We start from the raw sequence: 21,802 nt of genomic DNA, 5'->3' as shown, positions 1-21,802 counted from the left end.
AGTTGCTCTTTTTGTCATTTTGTTACTAAAGAAGTATTAAACTTTTCTTAAAGTTTTTAATGTAAAAAGTGAAAAGGCAAATCTGCTGGTCTGCAAATTCGCCTTTCTCCTTTATTTATTATTGTAATAATTGATATAATAGTTGGGGTTTAATTCAACCGGACCATTCTTTTTAAGCTTTACAGTCTGCCATTCTTCCGTAGGGTTTATAGTCTGATCACCATTGATGATTATAGGTAATTTCAGGTTTTTTACCACATCTGTATAACGGAACTTTAAAGTATCACCATTTTGAGTGTATTCAAGAGTTGGTATTTTTATCGTTCTCAGGTATTGATCAAAAACACTTGAGAAATCAATTCCGGATTTTGATGAAATATAATTTTCAATCTGCTGGGTGGTAACCGTCTGATGATAAAAATCTTTATTCAAACCTCTTAAAATCTGTCTGAACTTATCATCATTGTTAATCACCTGTCTTATTGTATGAATCATGTTGGCACCCTTCGGATACATATCTCCGCTGCCTTCATTTCTTACTCCATATTGGCCGATAATAGGAACGTCATTGTCTATCCCTTTCCTGATCCCCTGCACATAGATTTCAGCAGATTTTTTGTCCATATATTTTTCCGTAAAAAGAGTCTCGGAATAGTTGGTGAAACTTTCATGGATCCACATATCAGCCTGGTCTTTTGCTGTAATATTATTGGCGAACCATTCGTGGCCGCTTTCATGAATAATAATGAAATCCCATTTTAATCCAACGCCTGTCCCTGAAAGATCTCTTCCCAGATAGCCGTTCTGATATTTGTTTCCATAGGCTACATTACTCTGATGCTCCATACCAAGATGAGGTGACTCTACAAGCTTGTATGAATCTTCATAAAACGGATACGGACCAAACCAGTATTCAAACGCTGAGAGCATAGGTTTTACCTGTTGAAACTGTTTTTTTGCCTTATCCAGATTATAGTCAATAACCCAATAATCAAGGTCCAGCTTTCCTTTTTCACCCTCAAATACATCTTTAAAATTTACATATTTTCCTATACTCGGGATAATGGAGTAGGCGTTGATAGGATTTTTAACCTCCCAGGTATAAGTAGTTTTACTACCGGTTGTTTTTTTATCAGTCAATCTGCCATTCCCTACACCTACCAGATCATTAGGAGTTATAATTTTCATAATGATTCCGTTATCAGGTTCATCGCTCCAGATATCTTTGGTAGGGAGCCATATGGAAGCTCCTATTCCCTCGTCGGCAGCAGTCATCCACGGATTTCCTTTTTCATCTTTAGTGAAAACCCATCCGCCGTCCCAAGGGGCGTTTTTAGCAATTGTAGGTTTTCCGGAATACGTAACGTTGATGGTATATTTTTCGCCTTTTTTGAATTTTTTATTCGTAGTAATGAAAATGAAGTCTCCGTCCTGCTTATAATTGGCAATAGGAAAACTTCCTTCCACTTTATCAGCTTTCATCGGCTGTTGAAGGTCGATCTGGAAAACAGGGTTCGTAACATCTTTGATTATCTCAAAGCTGATTATATTATTTCCTTTAATGCTTTTCTGCTCAAAATCCGGTTCTACGGAAAGATCATATTTTTTGACGTCCCAAAAATTCCTGAATTCAGTATTGGAGCCCTTTAAAGTATCCTGTTTGGTGAAAACCTTACCTTTTTCAAAGAACTGTCCGAAAACAAGTCCTGAGGCAAATAACAGGGTATATGACAACTTTTTCATTTAAACTTTTATTAATAATCTTTTCAAAAGTATAAAATTAAATCAATAGCACATACCGGAAATGCAATAAAATATAGATTTTGGCAAGGCATAAAAAAAGCCCGGTCAATGCCGGGCTGTAAAAATTTATTAGATTTTTATTTTTTGATGAATTTAAGGTTTGTTGTGGTTCCTTTATCTTCAATTGAAATAATATAAGCTCCAGTACTTAATTTTGAAACCTGGATTTTATTATCATTTATCTGACCGTTCATTACTTTCTGACCTGCCATATTGGTAATGATAAACTGAGCTTTAGATGAAATCTGAGTTACATTTAATACATCACTTGCCGGGTTAGGGTAGATCTGAATGGAGCTCTTATCTTTTACGGTCTCACTGGTAGAAAGCTGCTGTTGGATAAGTACCGGATAATCCTCTACCTCACCATATTGCTGATTGCTGCATCCGCTGCTTGGCTGGCTTTCATATCCCAATACCACTCTCATGATCACGTTTCCTCCGGTATAAGCATCTGCAGGTACTGAGAATGAACCTGAAACAGGAGTTGCTGTGCTAGGTGCGCTGGTGTAGATTACTTCAGATGAAGAGAATACTCCGTCTTTATTGAAATCTATCCATGCTGTTACCCCATCATTATATTGTGAACTTGTCCATGCTTTGGTGATACTTACATTGTTACCTGAAGATCCAGCCATAAGGGTGATCAGTTTTGTAGGATCCGTAGTGTAGTCTGTGTATGGTGTGTTAGCACTGCTGTTTGAGACAGGGTTCATTCCTGAAGGAGTTACCGTCACATTGGAAATATACTCGTCAGCTGCATTTGTTCCGGTTATAGAACATTTAGTAAATGATGCCGTTGTGAAATTCGTTGAAGCGGAATAAGAACCGACTGAAGATCCGCACACATTGGCGATCTGAACTTCATATTGAGTTGCTTCTGTAAGTCCTGAAATGTTATAAGAGTTTGTTGAAACGGGAACCGTAGTCCATGTTGCCGTTCCTACTTTTCTGTACATTACAGAATATGTTGCTCCTACTAACGCTGTCCAGGTTACAGATGCTGAAGTTCTTGTAATACCCGTTACGGTAATTCCTGCCGGAGCAGATGTTGTACAGGCACTTGCAGATGCGGAAACTGTGGCATTTCCAACTGCGTAGAATACATTATCAATGGCGCTTACTCTTATCTTTACACTGGCACCCGTTGCCAAAGAAGAGAACGAAAACGGCTCGGCTCCGTCATTAGGTGTGGAGGGAGTAATTACCGTCCATGTCGTTCCATTGTCTGTAGTATAATCTAACTTAACGTTCTGTACATTATACGGCGCATTATTAGTATTTACGACATCCCAGGTAACAGCTCCAGGTGTATTATTGTAAACCGTAGTTGAAGTTACTTTAAATGGTCCTTCATTTCCTATATCCACTTTCATCAGACTGCTTTGGGTCTGTTGTTGTGCAGCATTCGGGTTATTGTCTCTTACCGTTACCTTGAAATTCATAGTTCTTGGTATGTTAGATACTGTTTCCCAATCTACAGCGCTGGTAAGCGTACCATTAAGAACATTTGCCAATTTAGGGAAATAACGGGTAGGTGAGTTTGTAGGCATTAGAGATCTGAAATTCGCACCATTATTTCTGGTTGCATTTACTGGTCCAAAAGCCGAAGTAGCCAGATCATACTGTTCCCATGTGTAAGTCATTGGATCATTTTGTGCATCTGCAGCAGAAGCTGTCAGTACAAAAGCAGTTCCTTTAGGAATCATTTTATTAGCCAATGGCTGTATCGAAGGAGGTGTATTGGCTACTGGTGTAATAGTACCACAATCCTGACCATTCACATAGGCTCCTACTTCTTCAATATTTTTAGTATGAAAATAAGCATCAGAATGCATCTGAACATTATAGTTGGTAATACCGGCATATCCCATAATAGTAGATCCCGATCCCGGCTCCATGTGGGCACCGTGCAAAGCAATAGACATTGTATGCGCAGCACCGAACTGGTGACCAATTTCATGAGCTACAAAATCTATATCATAATTATCTCCGAAAGGCTGATCCGGAGTAGACGGTGATGTGATTCCCGCACCTTTAGAAGTCGCATCATTATTGCTTGCAGGATTTCTGCAGACATTTCCTACATCTCCGGCACTTCCACCACCACCTCTGTGGCCAAAGAAATGTCCTATATCATATGCAGCGTTACCTACACCAGCGGTATTGGAAAGAGTTTGCTGAAGTTGCAGATTCCATGCACCCGGAGCGCTGTAGCTGCCATTAGGATTTACGATTACATTAGAATATGGGTCCGTCGCAGGATCTGCGAATATAAGCTGTGGAAGATCCTGTACAATCATATGGATTCCAAAATCTTTTTCAAAAACACCATTTACACGGTTCATTGTAGCATTAATACGGGCTGCTGCTCCGGGAACACCTCCGGCGAGTTGTGTGTATTCACCGTTTACGGAGATTGCGATTCTATAGGTTCTGTATTTTTGTTCATTACTTTTATTAACATTACCGAGCCCGTTTAAGACATTTTTTGATTTAAGAAGCTTATTCATTTCTTTCTTTGCCTTCTCAGGCTCAGCAGTTCTGCATTCAAAAGGATCTTCATGAGATTTGTTAGATTTGAAAAAGACTCCGAATACATCTTTTTCTTTGTTGATGGGCTCTATGAATTCGTATTTCCCTGTATCAGAGTCGAATGTCATAGATTGGAAATCGTTAGGTGCAGTACTGAACCTGATTTGTTTATGAGGATTATCCAATCCGATACCGGAATAGGCTCCCAATTCATATCTGTCTGCCATAGACTTTTCTACTACAGGCGAGCTGTACACTGAAAATCTTTCAATTCTTCCATCTGCTGTTGGAATAGAAACAGTAACAGGATTTCCTCCCTTTCCTGCTTCAGGAGCATTCTTAAGCTGTTCTCTCAATGCCGAAAGATCAAACTTATAGGCATATTCTACCTTTACTTCTTTTCTTACCGGTGTAATTTTTTCCGAGACCGGCTCCCATCGTTGTGCCTGTAACCCGCTTAGGCTTAAAGCTAATGCACACACAAAAATAATTTTCTTTTTCATATTTTTTATTGATTGTAATTGAATTTTTTAAAGATAGTGTATTTTTTTTAAAAAAATATTGATAATACGGTGTTAATTATCCCCAACTTTATATTATTAGTTAAATTTTATCGTTGTTTTAAATTAAATTAAGAATAAGTATAATTAAGGTTAATATTTTTATATAAAATAAGCGCTACCATTCGGGTGAATAGTAGCGCTTAGGTTTTTATTAGTAAAAATACTGTTATTTCTGTACTGCCGGAAGATTTCCGTTGCTTTTCTGTACCTTCTTATAAGTATAGGTACACATGATAATACTGAATTCATATAGAATTAGCAATGGTAAAGCAGCCATTATCATGCTCAAAACATCTGCAGGTGTAATGATTGCAGCTACCACCATAATCAAAACTATAGCGTGGCGGCGGTAAGTTTTCATGAACGTAGGCGTAAGAATTCCGATGCTGGTAAGGAAATAGATCAGAATCGGGAAAAGGAAAATAACCCCCATACCCAACACGACCTGTAAAAATAAAGTGGTATAATCACTTAAGTCATACAGCGGAACAATAATGTCTGAAATTTTAAAAATAACCCCAAAATTAACGGCAAACGGAAGGATTAAAAAATAACCGCATAATACTCCGGTCATGAAAAGCATCCATACTGCATTAATAATATAAATAGAATTCTTTCTCTCTTTCGGATGTAAAGCCGGCCCGATAAAACGCCACAATTCCCATACAATATAAGGAAACGCCGCTACCATTCCTCCAAAAATAGAAACAGCCATCATTACATTGAACTGCTGATACAATCTCTGTACACGGACAGGGAAATCTTTTGGAAGATGAATACTGTCTTCCCCCAAAATCATTCTTGAAAAATGATTGACAATTCTAAAGGTCGGGAAATCATTTCGGGTAGGCCCAAAAAAGATATGGTCCATAATCCAGTTGATATTGAAACCAACGACAAATGCCGCAATTATGATAGCAATAATCGAACGGATCAGATGCCCTCTTAATTCTCCTATATGCCCAAGAAAGGACATGTCTTTACTATCACTCACAGAATAAAATTTTAAAGCGCAAATTTATAAAAAAAATGACAGAAGTAAGAGTCTGCAGGTTATTAGTTAAATTTTACTTTTAATCTGCAAAATATCTTTTATTTATTAATCTCTAACTTCTGAATTTCTATCTTCTAATTAATTCCCTCGTCCAGCAGTTTATGCAGATCTATAATCCCGAAATACTTTCCGTTTTCCGTTACAATAAGCTGGCCGATATTGTTTTCTTTCAGCGTTTTCATGGCTTCTTTGGCCAACGCATCCTTCTCAATAGTTCTTGGATGGGAAGACATAATATCTTTAGCCAATACCTTGCTAATATCTTCTCCTTTCATCAGCATCCTCCTCAAATCTCCGTCTGTGATGACACCAATGATCTGATCTGAGTTAGTGACCACTGTAATACCGTGGCTTGATGCACTGATCGAAATAATGACATCTCTTATGGATGAATCTTCTGAAACCTGGGGTTTTTGAGAAGAAAGAAACTGTTCCACTTTTGAAGTCAGGTTTTTACCTAAGCTTCCTCCCGGATGGAATTTGGCAAAATCATTAGCTTTGAAATCATTCAGTTCCATTAAGGCAACTGCCAACGCATCTCCCAAAGCCATCTGAATTGTAGTAGAACTGGTAGGAGCCAGTTTATTCGGACAGGCTTCTACATCAACGTGAGTATCTAAAATAACGTCAGAAAACTCAGCCAGTTTACTCTTTTTATTTCCTGTCATTCCGATTAAAGCAGAAGAATAATCTTTTAAATAAGGAACCAGATTGGCGATTTCAGGAGAATTTCCGGAATTTGAGATGCATAAAACAACATCCTGTTTCTGAATCACTCCTAGATCTCCATGAATAGCCTCTGAAGCATGCAGGAACTGTGAAGGGGTTCCGGTTGAGTTTAAGGTAGCTACAATTTTATTTCCTACATGGGCTGATTTCCCAATTCCTACGACAATAAGCTTTCCTTTTGCCGAATTGATGATCTCTACTGCCTGCGCAAATTGGTCATCAATTCTGTTTTTTAATTTTTCGAGTTCAGAAATCTCTATTTCTAAAGTAGTTTTTGCAATTGATATAATGTTGGTTCTATCCATTTTATGATGATAATGTATACAAAAAAGTTCTTCAAAAACGTTATATTTTAAAAAGAATATTTAATATAAATTTTATTTTTTATAAATTCGTTCGCTTTTATTTTAAGCAGAATTTTTATAACTTTGGGTGTGATGCAAATTTAGCAATAGAAAATTAGATGAGCGCAAAAAAAGCCAATTTATCAGGCGAATTGAAAAAGTATTTTGGGTTTTCTACATTTAAGGGCCAGCAGGAACAAATCATAGACAACCTATTGAATGGGAAGGATATATTTGTTTTAATGCCTACAGGTGGTGGGAAATCATTATGTTATCAGCTTCCGGCACTTATTTCGGAAGGTACGGCAATTGTCGTTTCGCCCTTGATAGCGTTGATGAAGAATCAGGTAGATGCAGTGAACGGCCTTTCATCTGATGATGGGGTAGCACATGTATTGAATTCCTCATTAAACAAAACGCAGACCAAGCAGGTTTTTGACGATATCAAAAGCGGAAAAACCAAACTTCTGTATGTAGCTCCTGAATCATTAATAAAAGATGATTACCTGGATTTTTTGAAAGATGTGAAAATTTCTTTCTTTGCTATCGACGAGGCTCACTGTATTTCAGAGTGGGGACATGATTTCAGACCGGAATACAGGAACCTGAAACAGATTATAGACAGAATCGCCAATGTACCGGTGATTGCTTTAACGGCTACTGCAACTCCTAAGGTTCAGGATGATATCCAGAAAACTTTAGGAATGACTAATGCTTTGGTGTTCAAAGAAAGTTTCAACCGTCCCAATCTATATTACGAAGTATGTCCTAAAATCAATATAGATAAGGAAATCGTTAAGTTTATCAATCAGCATAAAGGAAAATCAGGAATTGTATACTGCCTAAGCCGAAGAAAAGTTGAAGAATTTGCCCAGCTTCTGCAGGTAAACGGAATCAATGCACTTCCTTACCACGCAGGTCTTGACCAGAAGGTGAGAGTGGCCAACCAGGATAAATTCCTGATGGAAGAAGTGGATGTGATTGTTGCAACCATTGCTTTTGGGATGGGAATTGATAAACCGGATGTACGTTTTGTGATTCACTATGACTTCCCAAAATCATTGGAAAGCTACTATCAGGAAACAGGAAGAGCAGGAAGAGATGGAGGAGAAGGCCACTGTTTGGCATTCTATGATCCTAAAGATATTGAAAAACTGGAAAAATTCCTGGCTCAAAAACCCGTTTCAGAAAGAGAAATCGGATTACAGCTTTTAAATGAAGTGGTAGGCTATGCTGAAACTTCAATGAGCAGAAGACAATATATCCTGTATTATTTTGGAGAAAGTTTCGATCCTGTAAATGGAGACGGAGCTAATATGTGTGACAACTCATCCAATCCGCCAAAAGTAAAAGATGCTACCGAAGATTTAAAAAAATCGCTAAAACTCATCAGTGATACAGGAGAAAAGTTCAAATCCAAAGATTTGATTTCCGTTATCGCAGGGAAAGAAACTGCAGTGACAAAATCTTATAAGCTTGAGCAAAGCGCTCATTTTGGCTTTGGAAAAGAAGAAAAAGATAATTATTGGAAAACAATCCTGAGACAGGCCACTGTTCAGAACTTTTTACAAAAAGATATTGAAACTTACGGGGTCTTAAAGATTACAGAAAAAGGGAAAACAGTACTGAATGGTACTTCTAAAGACGTGTTTTTAATTGCTGAAGACAGAGAATTTGACCTTACCCAGGCAAAAGCTGAGAGTGATCAGGTACAGCAGCAGGCCGGCGGAGGTATGGATCAGAACCTTTTTAATCTGTTGAAAGAACTTAGAAAGAAAGTTGCCAAAAAACATGGTATTCCACCTTACACCGTGTTTATGGATCCGAGTTTGGAGGATATGACCGTTCAGTATCCGATTACAGTGGATGAAATTACCAAAATCTATGGAGTAGGCGAAGGAAAAGCTAAAAAGTATGGTAAAGAATTCGCTGATTACATCAAAACATATGTAGAAGACAATAATATAGAACGTACTCAGGATATGGTATTGAAACAGGTGGCCAATAAATCGAGCCATAAAGTTTTCATTATCCAGAGCACTGATAAAAAGATTGATCTGGAAGATATTGCAAGAGCTAAAAACCTTTCTATGGATGAACTTCTGAAAGAAATGGAAAGAATTGTATATCAAGGTACAAAGCTGAATATCGACTATTATATTGAAGACAATTTTGACGAAGACATCGTAGACGGATTTATGGAGTTCATGAACGAATCTGAAAGTGACAGCATGAAAGTGTTGCTGGATGAATTCGGAGATGAATTGTCTGATGAAGAAGTAAGAATGCTGAGAATTAAATTTATCAGTGACGTAGCGAATTAGAAAAATAATATATTTTTTAGAATATAAATTAAATAAAGCAAGCTTTTCGGTAGAAGAGCTTGCTTATTTTTATATCGAGTAAAGCCAGTAGTAAACTGCAATATACAATCAGCTTTTAAAGCTTAGTTAATTTCTGTTAATAAGCACCAAAACAACAATTTTCATCCTTCCAACTCTTGAAAGATAACCAAACTTTTTAGTAACTTTACACTGATGAAAAAGATATCTGTCATATTTATTCTGCCGGACTTGGAAACCGGGGGAGCGGAAAGGATTGTTACTACTATAGCGAATCATCTCTCCAGAGATCGGTTTGATCCCAAGATTTTGCTGTTACGTAAACAAGGCGGATATTTGAATTTTCTCAAAAAGGATGTCGAAATTATCGATATCAATACCGAAAGAATAAGACATTCTTTAAAGCCTATTTTAGGAGAAATTTACAGAAGAAAGCCTGATATTGTTTTCTCAGGTTTCGGAGAGGTAAATGCTTACTTATCCCTGTTTATCAAACTTTTTCCAAGAACTAAATTCATTGCCCGGGAAACTAATGTAGTGACCCAGCATGTAACCCGTAAGGAGATTAAATTTTTCTATAATTTTTACAATAACTATCAGAAAATCATTGCTCAGAGTGATGATATGATGAAAGATCTTGTTGATAATTTCAATATTAAAAAGAAAAAGATTGTCAAGATCAATAATCCTGTAGACTTTGATTTTATTGAAGATAAAATGGCCCTGTCTTTAAAACCGGAATGCTTTAAATACAATTATAAAAATGTAGTGGCTATCGGCAACTTATCATCCAGAAAAGGCTTTGATAACCTGTTGAAGGTTTTTTCCAGACTGAAGAATGAAAACATTATGCTTCACATTCTGGGTGATGGAAAAGATAAGGAGCTCTTATACCAGACCAAAGAACTCTTAGGGTTAAAAAAAGTGATCTTTCATGGCAGACAGGATAATCCCTATCAATACCTGAAATATGCAGATCTATTTGTACTTTCTTCAAGATACGAAGGATTCCCGAATGTTCTTCTTGAAGCAGGTGCCTGCGGAACTTATTCACTGGCCAACAACTGTCCCGGGGGAATTAATGAAATTATCCAGCATAATGTAAACGGAGAAGTTGCCAATATTGAAAACTACGATGGTTTTGCCCAACAGATTGTAAAAGTGCTGCAGAATAATTACAATAGAGATGCTATAAGAAACTCTATTAAATCAAGGTTTTCAAAGAATATTATCCTGGATAAATATGAAAAGGTATTGCTGGATTTAATGAAGTAATATTGCCCCTGCGATTTGTCTTATGGGCTTTAATTTTCTTAGATTTGGGATCTGATAAAATAAATGTCAATGAGTAAAATCCAAAAATTAGGATGTGCCTGTGAAAAACCTGATTTTAATTATACTGAATTCAGAAGTTCAGAATTAGGTATAGATCATACGAACGGAAGATATGGAGAAGTTTCTATTCAACAGTGCAAATTGTGCCAGAGAATATGGATTCATTATTTTGTGGAATATGAGCATTATTCCAAATCAGGAAGATGGTATAAAGGAATTGTTTCGAAAAAAGACCGCCCTCAAATCACTCCGGAAAATGCAGTAGAGTATCTGGAAAGCCTGGAATGGTATGTATATGGTGGTTCTTTTTTTGAAAGTACAGGGGAGTTTGGACAAGGAAAGTTGAATGTAAGTTTGTAATATTTTCTGCTGGTTTAAGAAAAAGTAGTTCCATTAAATATCAGATTGATGAAACCATTTATAATTGTTATTTTAATGCTGAATTCTATTGCAATGATAGCTCAGCAGAAGACCATTTCCAGAAAAGAATTATTGAAAACAGCTATTGATCAAAGTGTCAAATCGGCGGAAATTCAAGAAATAACAATGGCCGCAGGACTGGCCGCTCCCCAACATGTGCATCCATGCCCTGTAGTAGGAATCATAAAGTCTGGTAAAGCTGTTTTTCAGATAGAAGGTCAGGAAAGTGTTCTTCTTCGTGAAGGTGATGCTTTTTATGAGCCTAAAAATACTACAATTCTCCATTTTGATAATGCCTCAGCAGAAAAACCGCTGATCTTTACAGCCATTTATCTGAAGGAGGGAAATGAGGAAAATATAAAATTCATAAAATAACATTTTTCATAAAACTAAAGCATATAATTATCATTTTTAAAATTGATAAAACTCACTTTGGTGCTTGGTAATTTATATGTAAATTTGTGAGAATTAAGATAGATAATAATAAACAAATTCATAGAATAACATGAGTCAATTCGATGTTACCGTAATAGGTTCTGGTCCCGGTGGTTATGTTGCTGCTATCCGTGCAGCACAGTTAGGTTTCAAAACAGCAATTATTGAAAAATATTCAACTTTAGGCGGAACTTGTCTTAACGTTGGATGTATTCCGTCAAAAGCGCTTCTTGACAGCTCTGAACATTTCGAAAATGCAAAACACAATTTTGCAGGTCACGGAATTATCATCAATGAGCCGCAAGCGGATATTGCAAGAATGATCGAACGTAAAAACGAAGTGATCAAGCAAAATACAGATGGAATCAGCTACCTGATGAACAAAAACAAAATTACTGTTTTTGAAGGCGTAGGAAGCTTTGAATCTGCTACTCAGATTAAAGTGACAAAAAACGATGGTTCTTCTGAAACTATCGAATCTAAATATACAATCATTGCAACAGGTTCTAAACCATCTGCATTGCCTTTCATCTCTTTAGACAAAGAAAGAGTGATTACTTCTACGGAAGCTTTAAACCTTAAAGAAATTCCTAAACATTTAGTAGTTATCGGAGGAGGAGTAATCGGTCTGGAACTGGGTTCTGTATACCTAAGATTAGGAGCTCAGGTAACAGTTGTAGAATTTATGGATAAAATCATCCCTGGAATGGATGGAGCTTTAAGCAAAGAATTGACTAAAGTTCTTAAAAAACAAGGAATGAAGTTTATGCTTTCTACTGCGGTTTCTGCGGTTGAAAGAAACGGAGATACTGTAAAGATCACCGCTAAAGATAAAAAAGGAGAGGAAGTAGTAGTAGAAGGAGATTACTGTTTAGTTTCTGTAGGTAGAAAACCTTATACAGACGGTCTTGGACTTGAAAAAGCAGGGGTAGAACTTGACGAAAGAGGAAGAGTAAAAGTAAACGACCACCTGCAAACTAACGTAGCTAATATCTATGCAATCGGTGACGTTATCAAAGGTGCGATGCTTGCTCACAAAGCTGAAGAAGAGGGAGTTTTTGTTGCTGAAACATTAGCAGGACAAAAGCCTCACATCAACTATAACCTGATTCCTGGTGTTGTTTATACTTGGCCGGAAGTTGCAGGAGTTGGTAAAACTGAAGAGCAGCTGAAAGAAGAAGGGGTAGCTTACAAAGTAGGATCTTTCCCAATGAGAGCATTAGGTAGAAGCCGTGCAAGTGGTGATGTTGATGGTCTTGTGAAGATTATTGCAGACGAAAAAACAGATGAGGTTTTAGGAATGCACATCATCGGAGCAAGAGCTGCTGACCTTATTGCTGAAGGGGTAATTGCTATGGAATTCCGTGCAAGTGCTGAAGATATCGCAAGAAGTTCTCATGCTCACCCAACGTATGCAGAAGCAATTAAAGAAGCTGCATTGGATGCTACAGGGAAAAGACCAATCCATATGTAATAATTGATTAAAAGATTTAATCATTTAAATATAAAAAGGAGAAATCAATTCGGTTTCTCCTTTTTTTTGTATAAAAATCGAGTTAAGTTTTTAAGATTTCATCTATTAATAATTTAAATAATAACGGTTTTACATTATTTTCAGATTATCGTAAAACTTTGAATGTTTCGGTGCAATATTTAACTGTATTCCAAAGGTCATTCCTTTAAAATATTTTTCTCTATGAATGGGAAAGGCATATCCGGTATTGAGAAATATTGCATTAAATAATGAGACTCCTATTCTTGGTTCCAATGAATAGGGATTGCCGGATACTCCAATCAAAAAGCCGGCGCGGAGAAGATTGATATTTATCTCCGGAATAAGTTTATCCGTATCATTAACATGGGTATAAAGTAAAGAAGGGCCAGGATAATGGAACCATCATAGCTATTTCCGAATCTATATTCTAATCCTGCCTGCAGAACATTTCTTCCCGTATATCGGTAAGAAACATTCAATGCTGTTTTCTCCAATAACTGAGCTTTTGAAAAGATAGCGGAAAGAATCAGAGGCAGGATAAAATATTTTTTCATGTTTCGTTTTTTATTCAAATATACAGGTTTCACAAGCTTTATGAAAGGTGAAGATGAGGTATCAAAAGATTATAACGGGATTGACTAGGTTGGCATCTTCAAATTTCCGTACCTTTGTCAGCTAATTTTATCATCAATGCAACTCGGAAAAACTCAAACTTTAACAATTTCAGAACAAATTAATTCAGGATGGATCCTTGTAGACGAATCCGGAGAAAAAGCTTTTCTGCCTAAAATCTTTATTCAGGATGAAAAAGAAACAGGCGATGAGGTTGAAGTTTTTGTATACCAGGATGACGATAAATTAAAGGCAACTACTGAAATTCCATTAGCTGAAGTAGGTGAATTTGCGGTGATGAGCTGCGTACAGAGTCTTCCTAGCGGAGCGTTTATGGATTGGGGAATCATTAAAGATTTATTTATCCCTTACAAACAACAGAAAACCAAAATTATCGAAGGTAAAAGATATCTGGTTTATATCTATGTAGACGAAGATATGGAGCTGATTACAGGGACAACAAAGTTCAAAAGAAACCCTCAGTATGATGATCTGCCATTTCTGAAAGGAGACAAAGTAGATCTGCTTATGATGAACGAAAGTGAACTGGGCTGGAACGTGGTTATCAATAAAAAATACATAGGTTTGATATATGCTTCCGATGTTTTCAAAAAACTGTATCCGCTGTCTGAAGAAAAAGGATATATTAAAATGATTCGTGAAGACGGGAAAATAGATGTTTCCCTACAGCCGGATGGTTTTGAAAATATCGATGAGTTCAAGCAGAAGATTCTTAATAGCCTGGAAGAAAATTACGGACTTTTGTATGTGTCAGATAAATCTTCTCCGGAAGAAATCAAGGATGTACTTCAGATGAGTAAGAAGAATTTTAAGAAAGCAATCGGAGGACTTTATAAGGACAAGATCATCGATATTCTGGAAGATAAGATCAAATTATTATAAATAAAAAAACGAGCAGAAATTTCTGCTCGTTTTTTGTTACTCTCTGTTTTTGATCAGAAGCCATCCGTTATAGATCCTTCCGTCAGAAACTTTTATGGTATACCAGTAGTTTCCTGTTGAGATGGAATGTGATTCATATTTTCCGTCCCATTGGAAAGGTTTCTTTTTAATGATCTCTTTATAGATTATCACTCCTTTTCTATCATATAAATAAACTTCTGTTCCCGGATAATTTTCCAATCCTGCAATTCTCCACGTATCATTGATTCCGTCACCATTAGGACTGATGGCATTGGGAATATTGAATATTGAGAAATTCTTCTGCCCGATGATACATCCGGATTTTGTTCTTACATATACAGTATACTCTCCCATATTCAAATTAGTGAAGATATTGGAATCCTGCCATGTGAAATTGTTTAAAGAAAACTCATAATTTCCACTCTGAGAAAGAATAACTGTGGCAGTATTGTTTGTAATATTCACGGAAACAATATGAGCCAAAACAGAGTAGCTCACCTGGGTAGCACTTGTATTTTCACATCCGAAGACATTGGTTACTTTCACGGTGTACGTTCCTGGAGTCGTTACGGTGATTGTTTGTGTAGTTGCACCGGTATTCCATTCATAAGATTTAAATCCTAATCCTGCATCCAGAATAACAGACTTTCCTTCACAAAAATCAAGCTTATCAGGAAGCTGAACAAAAGGCTTAGGATTTAAAGTAAGGTTTAATCTGACTACTTTAAAACATCCGTCAGGAGTCGCTACTTTTACATGAATAAGCGTTGTTCCGATATTTAACACATAAGCTGAAGGATTGGCAATAGGATTTCCTGCATTATCAGTGTAGGTGAAAATATAACCAGCAGGGTTATTAATAATACTGGCTTCATAAGAATGAAGGTTGACAGTCATTGAATTGGCTGTAGTAGTATTACATTGTACCTGTGTAATATCTTTTGCGGGTACATTATCGGTGGATAAGGTTACTGTTATTGCCAGTTTTTCAGATTCACAGTTATTTAAAGTTTGTGTTACATAATAGATTTGTCCGTTTGCCAGAAGAGTTGACATTGGGATTACATTTCCTGCAGCATTATAGAACTTAAGAGCTGTTCCTGATACCACAAGCTTTTCCAGTGTAGGATTTGCAGAAGCACAGAAATCCTGATTACTATTTGCAGTCGGTTTAGGAGTTGTATTTACTGTTACCTGAACCGCTGTTTTATTACTTTCACAACCATTAATGGTCTGAGAAGCATAATAAGTTTGTCCATTGATAAGAGCAGTCGTTGTTGGTAAAATATTTCCTGCAGCATCATACCATTTGATATTCTGACCTGTAATCTGAAGGTCAGAAATCTTTGGATTGTTCGTTGCACAGAAGGTTTGTTGAGTATTTGTAGTTGTTGGAAGAGCAGGTGATGATACAATTACATTCTGATTTTGAGTTGCAGTATTTCCGTTTCCATCGTTATAAGTCCAATGAATAATATAGTTTCCAGGGATTGAGTAAGATAGCGGATCTGTGGTGGTTGCAGTAATTGTTCCGGTACAGTTATCGGTAGCAGTAGGAGCAATCGTAATTGTTGTATGACAGTCACCTGTAATGTCTGATAGAGCGGCAACATTAGGAACAGGAGGGGTATTATCACCCACGACAACGGTTACGGTAAAAGTTCCATCACAGGCTCCCGATCCTGAAACCTGACATGTATATATTCCAGCATGAGCAGCAACAGCATTTGAAATAACAGGATTTTGTTGATTGGATGTGAAGCCATTTGGCCCGCTCCAGTTATATGTTGTTCCTCCGGTAGCGTTGAGTTGGATTGTACCATTGGGACATACGGGAGAATTAGAAGTAACAACAGCAGAAGAGGTGCAATCTTGGAATTTAGCTATAAAAATATCATTTCCACCTCCAGGTAACTGCTGGAATGTTCCGGGTGTTGCAATGCCAGCAGTATTTCCACTAGACATTCCAGTTAAATAAATAGCTCCATCATTGTCTTTTGTAACTTCGCCTTGTTGTGTAGCACCATTTCCTGTATAGTAAGTGCCCCATTCTTTTATATCATTTTGACTGTATTTAATTAAAAATGTAGAAATGTACATTGCTGGCATACCCATATAAGCTCCGGGAGTAGAGATGTCCGGTTGGCCACTTGAATGTAGTCCTGTAAAAAAAACGTTTCCGGAAGTGTCTGGATATGCTAATAATTGAAAAGAACCTGTAAAATCGAAATAATTTTTTGTAATAGTATTATTGGTTAAGTTTACCCGCCATATTCCAGGCTGTCCCAAAGGAAAAGCGGTTGTAGTATATCTTCCTGGAAGAATTAAAGTATTATTTACAATTCCCGCTTTCCATATTTGTTCTGATCCGGTGTTTCCATAATAGCTTGATTTGAGAATATTATTTCCTGATTTTGAAATTTTCAGATATATTCCGTCTGACTCGCCTCCTTTTAAAGGCTGGAAAGCATTAACCATAGGAATTGTTGAGGATTGTGTTGCTCCAATTATTTCAAGATCAAAGTTCGAGGAGAGAATCTGAAAAATAGAAGTAGAACCATCGCTTCGTCCAAAATATGTTGCCCAATCAACATTCCCGGTCGTTGAATTTAAAGATGCTAAAATACCATCTGTATATCCTATAGGCGTTGACTTTACGGGTTGCATTGCATTGACTGTAGGGAAGTCAGAGCTAAAAGAATCACCACCAATATAGATATGATTTTGATTATAAGAAACAGTATAAAGTTTGTTTTGTCTGCTTGAAACAAATTCTTTTTGAAAAGCGAAACTCCCGTTATTATTAAATTTTACTAAAACAATATTTTCATTGTATTGCCCTCTTTGAACGGTTCCACCAGCATAAATATTAAAGTTTTCATCAAAATCGACATCTGCAAATACATCAGTCATTCCAAAGCCGTAATAAGTTCCCCAAAGTTTCTGGCCATTTTTGGTGAGCTTCATCAGGAATGCATCAAACCCACCAGCAACGTTTTGCTGATAGGTTCCGGAAGTAGCAAAATTAGTAGTACTGTTGGTTGCTCCATATAAATATCCAGTGCTTTCGGAGTCCGTTTTGATTCTGCCATAATCTTCTCCATATCCTCCGGCATAGCTTCCCCATATTCTTGTTGGTACAGGATCTATAATAATCGTTTTATCAGAAGAATTAACAGGGGCATTGAATCCAAAAGTCTGATCACCAAGATCTTTAAAAGAAACATCAATACTTGTTTTTGAATTTCCCGTAATCCAGCTGTTAGGAATGTTTTCATAGATTTGCCCAAAACGTACATTCATGGTCAGTTTTCCACCTTTTATCAAGGTAGGAGTGCCATTAAATTTCATTTTAATATCTGAAATTTTTCCACCCGGATTGATGATGAAATTATACTCGATAGGTTTTAAAGTATCATTAGGCTTAAAGAATACTAAATCTATATGAGGATATATGTTTTTGTAGCGGATTTTTTGATAGCGGTGAACATTACTAATACCTTTTAGGTTATTAGGCAGGTTATAGTAATTGTCGTAATCTTGAGACTTTCCCTCTGCAGTAATGGTTGCTTTATTAGAATTAACAAGTTCAATATCTACTCTGTGAATCAACTTTTCATAGATGTATTCATTGGTATCATACTGTTTTGGAGTTGGAAGTGTGTTTTCTATTTTTTTTGAAAAATCAGGATTTATTGTTTTTTTTATTTCGTAAATATCATAAGAAAATCCATTAGAACGCAGCTGTACATTCAGACCATTAGAATGGAAAAGATATTTGACATCCTTATTTTCTTTTCCGTCCTGATCAATAATTTGGCCCTTGTTTTCATAAAAATAGTAAGAGTTGTTTTCAGGTTTTTTTTTCTGTGAAAATAGAAGTACTGTGCTCAAAACCGCAAACAGCGAAAGAATTTTCTTCATCAGGTTATTAATTTTTGCGGCAAAGATATAAAAATAGCTTTCTCATTAAACATTAACTAATCGCAAACTTTAATACAGAAACATGATGGATGTCATGACAATTATGTTTAATTTTTTTATTTAACAATTTTGTCAAAAATAAATTTTACTATAAATTTGCACAAATTTGTTTAACAAAAATGTCAAATCAAGCAAAAAAAGACCAAACACAGGAATTGATCAAGGAGACAGCGAAGAATTTGTTCTTTGTGAAAGGAAAATTTGATGCTACTACGCAGGAGATTGCAGATGAAGCAGGAGTGAACAGGACCCTTATTAATTACTATTTTCGTTCAAGGGATAAGCTTATCCAGATCATCTTTGATGAGGCTCAAAGAGTAGAACAGGAAAAATCGAAGATCATTCAGAATTCTGCTCTTCCTTTTAAAGAGAAGATGAGCAAATTCATAGAAAGCAGTCTTTCTACGAGTCTTCAGTATCCGTATCTGGAAACGTATATCGTGTCACAGATCAATAAAGGAACCTGCCATCACAGAGAAATTGAGGAAGATATCCTGAACGAAATGTATAGTGATATCGAAAAAGAAATGGAATTGGGAAATATAGAAAAAATGGCTCCGGTTCAGTTTATTCTGAATATGGTTTCGTTGTTGGTATTCCCAAGTGCCATAAGACCATTATTTATGGAAAATTTATTAATCAATGATGAAGAATATGATAAGATTATTTCTGAACGAAAAGAGATTATTATCAATATGTTGTTCAAAAACTAAAAAAACTAAAGTATTTCTGAAAATGGTTCGTCATTTAGAAATAAATAATGACTGAAAATTAAATAAAAAAATAAACGAAGTATAAAATTATGAATAGAAAACGTATAACTGCTACAAAGCTAAAAATTGGGATAGCTTCAGCATTTATGATTTTCGGCTCTACATTGATGTCTGCCCAGCAGCAGGTTTCCCTGCAGGAAGCAATAAAACAGGCACTTCAGAATAAGGCAGAAGCAAAAAAAGCTGCTTTACAGATAAAAAAAGCCGAATATAAGATTGATGAGGCCAGAGCTGGTGCTCTTCCGCAGGTCAGTGCGACGGCGGGTTTAACCTATAACCCGATTATCCAGGAATCTTTGCTGGAATTCGGAGGGGAGAAAATCAGAGCTCAGTTTGGGCAGCCTTGGGGTTCAACAGCTTCTGTACAACTTCAGCAGGCGATTTTTGATCAAAGAGTATTTACAGGGCTTAAAGCTGCAAAATCAACAAGAGAATTTTATGTGCTGAATGCTCAGTTGACCAATGAACAGATTATTGAAAATGTAGCAACAGCTTATTATCAGGTGTTTGTACAGGAGGAAAATCTTAAAACGGTAACTGCCAGCTATGCCAACACTGAAAAAGTAAGAAATGTTATTAAAAGTCTGGTGGATAACGGTTTGGCAAAATCAATCGATTTAGACAGAACAAATGTTCAGCTTACGAATATTGGTTCCAATAAACAGACTTTAATCAACTCTGTTGAACTTTCAAAAAATGCGCTGAAGTTTTATATGGGAGTCCCTATCTCTACAGACATCGAGCTTGAAGAAAAAGAGATTGAACCAAAGCCTGAGCTGATTGCGAGCAGCGTAAATCTTAATAATCGTACAGAGATTAAAGTTTTAAATAAGAACAGGGAACTTTTGGTTTTCAATAAAAAAGCGACGGAAGCTTATCTTTATCCATCAGTAAATCTTACTGCGAACTACGGATGGGGAGCAAACGGAGCAAAATTCCCGCTGACAAATGGTCTTAGTAAAGGCGTTCTTTGGAGTGATTATTCAGCAATTGGTTTGAATGTAAATATTCCTATTTTCACAGGAGGAGCTACAAAAGCGAAGATCAATCAGGCAGAAATTGATATTCAGAGTCTTGATGTTGACATTGAAAACACTCAGCTGAACTTAAGTTTAGATTATAAAAATGCAGTCACCAATATGGAAAATGCATTGATTAATATCGAAAGCATGAAAGATAATGTAGGATTGGCAGAAAGAGTTCAGAAAAATACCCAGTCAAATTATCAATACGGGTTAGCAACCCTTACGGAGGTACTGGATTCTGAAAATGCTCTGACACAGGCAAAACAGAACTATTCTAATGCATTGCTGGATTACAAACAGGCAGAGATCAAGCTTATAAAAGCTAAGGGTGAACTAAACACACTACAAAACTTATAATAAACTAAAATGAAAAAAACTTTAATATATATCATCGTAGCAGCTGTACTTGTAGGTCTAGCCGCTTACAAGATTGCCGGGAACAAAGAAAAGCAGACTAAAGAAGTAAAAGAAGTTGCCAAGCAGGTAGATAAAATCAACGTTAATATTGTAACCGTTACAAGAGAAAATATTGATACAGACTATTCAGCTAACGGAACATTCATTCCTAAGCAGGAAATGAACCAGTCTTCTGAAATTGCAGGACGTATTGTAAGCGTTCTGGTAAAAGAAGGTTCAAGAGTAAGTGCAGGTCAGGTTTTGGCAACTATCAAGAGAGATGCTATCGAAGTGGATGTTACACAGGCTCAGAATAATTTGCAAAATGCTATTATCGACAATCAGCGTTATGAAAATGCCTTTAAAACGGGAGGTGTTACAAAACAACAGGTTGATAATTCAAGACTTCAGCTGAAAAATGCTCAGGCAGCTGTAAAAGCTCAGGGAGTAAGAGTCAATGACACAAGTATCCGTGCAGGTATTAGCGGAACAATCAATAAAAAGCTGGTAGAACCTGGAACAGTTGTTTCGGTAGGAACATCTATGTTTGAAATCGTTAATATCAACAGCTTAAAACTTTCTGTTTTAGTAGATGAAAGCCAGATCGGGAAAATCCAGTTAGGTCAGGAAGTTCCGATTAAAGTAAACGTTTTACCTGAAGATTCTTTCGTAGGCAGAATTACCTTTATCGCTCCTAAAAGTGATGCTTCTTTGAATTTCCCTGTTGAAATTGAAGTTCAGAACAGAGGAAACCTGAAAGCAGGTATGTATGCAACCGCTAAATTCAGTACAAATAATGGTGCAGAAACGCAGAATATGCTTACAGTTCCTGCAGAAGCGTTTGTAAACGGAGTAAGCTCAGGACAATTGTTTGTTGTTCAGAATGGAGTTGCCAAATTGATTAAAGTAACCATCGGAAAAGTTTACGGCGATAAAGTTCAGGTATTAAGCGGATTGAATGGAGGAGAGCAGGTAGTAACTAGCGGACAGATTAACCTGGATAATGGATCTAAAGTGAATATTATAAAGTAGC

At 36.6% G+C, this 21,802-nt stretch carries 15 protein-coding genes; 9 read left to right on the top strand and 6 right to left on the bottom strand.

Annotated elements, in window-relative coordinates:
* Positions 1–111: 111 nt before the first annotated feature.
* From DYR29_RS06030 to DYR29_RS06015, 4 genes are all read right to left on the bottom strand, one after another.
* A complete protein-coding gene (locus DYR29_RS06030; protein ID WP_213279717.1) occupies positions 112–1,743 on the bottom strand; it encodes a M1 family metallopeptidase in 1,632 nt (543 codons plus the stop codon).
* A gap of 137 nt (positions 1,744–1,880) precedes the next feature.
* A complete protein-coding gene (locus DYR29_RS06025) occupies positions 1,881–4,841 on the bottom strand; it encodes a reprolysin-like metallopeptidase (RefSeq protein WP_213279716.1) in 2,961 nt (986 codons plus the stop codon).
* Between the two features lie 226 nt (positions 4,842–5,067).
* The gene (gene tatC, locus DYR29_RS06020; protein WP_213279715.1) at positions 5,068–5,895 is read right to left on the bottom strand and encodes a twin-arginine translocase subunit TatC; all 828 of its coding nucleotides are present in this window, start codon (positions 5,893–5,895) and stop codon (positions 5,068–5,070) included.
* Between the two features lie 134 nt (positions 5,896–6,029).
* Complete coding sequence (locus DYR29_RS06015; RefSeq protein WP_213279714.1) at positions 6,030–6,989, bottom strand: KpsF/GutQ family sugar-phosphate isomerase; 960 nt, start codon at positions 6,987–6,989, stop codon at positions 6,030–6,032.
* A gap of 158 nt (positions 6,990–7,147) precedes the next feature.
* On the opposite strand from DYR29_RS06015, the gene recQ reads away from it, so the two are divergent.
* From recQ to lpdA, 5 genes are all read left to right on the top strand, one after another.
* Complete coding sequence (recQ, locus tag DYR29_RS06010) at positions 7,148–9,352, top strand: DNA helicase RecQ (protein ID WP_213279713.1); 2,205 nt, start codon at positions 7,148–7,150, stop codon at positions 9,350–9,352.
* Positions 9,353–9,565: 213 nt separating this feature from the next.
* Positions 9,566–10,645, top strand: coding sequence for a glycosyltransferase (locus DYR29_RS06005; RefSeq protein ID WP_213279712.1), 1,080 nt, complete (start codon positions 9,566–9,568; stop codon positions 10,643–10,645).
* A 69-nt stretch (positions 10,646–10,714) separates the two neighbouring features.
* Complete coding sequence (locus DYR29_RS06000) at positions 10,715–11,065, top strand: hypothetical protein (protein WP_213279711.1); 351 nt, start codon at positions 10,715–10,717, stop codon at positions 11,063–11,065.
* A 48-nt stretch (positions 11,066–11,113) separates the two neighbouring features.
* Entirely contained in the window at positions 11,114–11,500 is a 387-nt protein-coding gene (locus DYR29_RS05995) for a cupin domain-containing protein (protein WP_213279710.1), read from the top strand.
* Positions 11,501–11,630: 130 nt separating this feature from the next.
* Positions 11,631–13,034: a dihydrolipoyl dehydrogenase gene (gene lpdA, locus DYR29_RS05990; protein ID WP_047374277.1), complete on the top strand. Its 1,404-nt coding sequence runs from the start codon at positions 11,631–11,633 to the stop codon at positions 13,032–13,034.
* Between the two features lie 350 nt (positions 13,035–13,384).
* On the opposite strand, the gene DYR29_RS22790 is transcribed toward lpdA, so the two are convergent.
* Positions 13,385–13,609, bottom strand: coding sequence for a hypothetical protein (locus DYR29_RS22790; RefSeq protein ID WP_249413629.1), 225 nt, complete (start codon positions 13,607–13,609; stop codon positions 13,385–13,387).
* Between the two features lie 136 nt (positions 13,610–13,745).
* Here DYR29_RS22790 and DYR29_RS05980 point away from each other — a divergent pair, with 136 nt between their 5' ends.
* Entirely contained in the window at positions 13,746–14,570 is an 825-nt protein-coding gene (locus DYR29_RS05980; RefSeq protein WP_213279709.1) for a CvfB family protein, read from the top strand.
* Positions 14,571–14,606: 36 nt separating this feature from the next.
* Here DYR29_RS05980 and DYR29_RS05975 read toward each other — a convergent pair whose 3' ends face one another.
* Entirely contained in the window at positions 14,607–18,515 is a 3,909-nt protein-coding gene (locus DYR29_RS05975) for a T9SS type B sorting domain-containing protein (RefSeq protein WP_213279708.1), read from the bottom strand.
* 179 nt (positions 18,516–18,694) lie between these two features.
* Here DYR29_RS05975 and DYR29_RS05970 point away from each other — a divergent pair, with 179 nt between their 5' ends.
* From DYR29_RS05970 to DYR29_RS05960, 3 genes are all read left to right on the top strand, one after another.
* On the top strand, positions 18,695–19,288 hold the full coding sequence (locus DYR29_RS05970; protein WP_047425269.1) for a TetR/AcrR family transcriptional regulator: 594 nt from the start codon (positions 18,695–18,697) through the stop codon (positions 19,286–19,288).
* An 89-nt stretch (positions 19,289–19,377) separates the two neighbouring features.
* The gene (locus DYR29_RS05965) at positions 19,378–20,730 is read left to right on the top strand and encodes a TolC family protein (protein ID WP_213279707.1); all 1,353 of its coding nucleotides are present in this window, start codon (positions 19,378–19,380) and stop codon (positions 20,728–20,730) included.
* A gap of 9 nt (positions 20,731–20,739) precedes the next feature.
* Positions 20,740–21,801, top strand: a complete 1,062-nt coding sequence (locus tag DYR29_RS05960) for an efflux RND transporter periplasmic adaptor subunit (RefSeq protein WP_213279706.1) — start codon at positions 20,740–20,742, stop codon at positions 21,799–21,801.
* The last annotated feature ends 1 nt before the right edge of the window (position 21,802 follow it).

This window comes from Chryseobacterium indologenes, assembly GCF_018362995.1.
GTDB lineage: Bacteria > Bacteroidota > Bacteroidia > Flavobacteriales > Weeksellaceae > Chryseobacterium > Chryseobacterium indologenes_G.
This window is presented reverse-complemented; position numbering and strand designations above follow the sequence as displayed.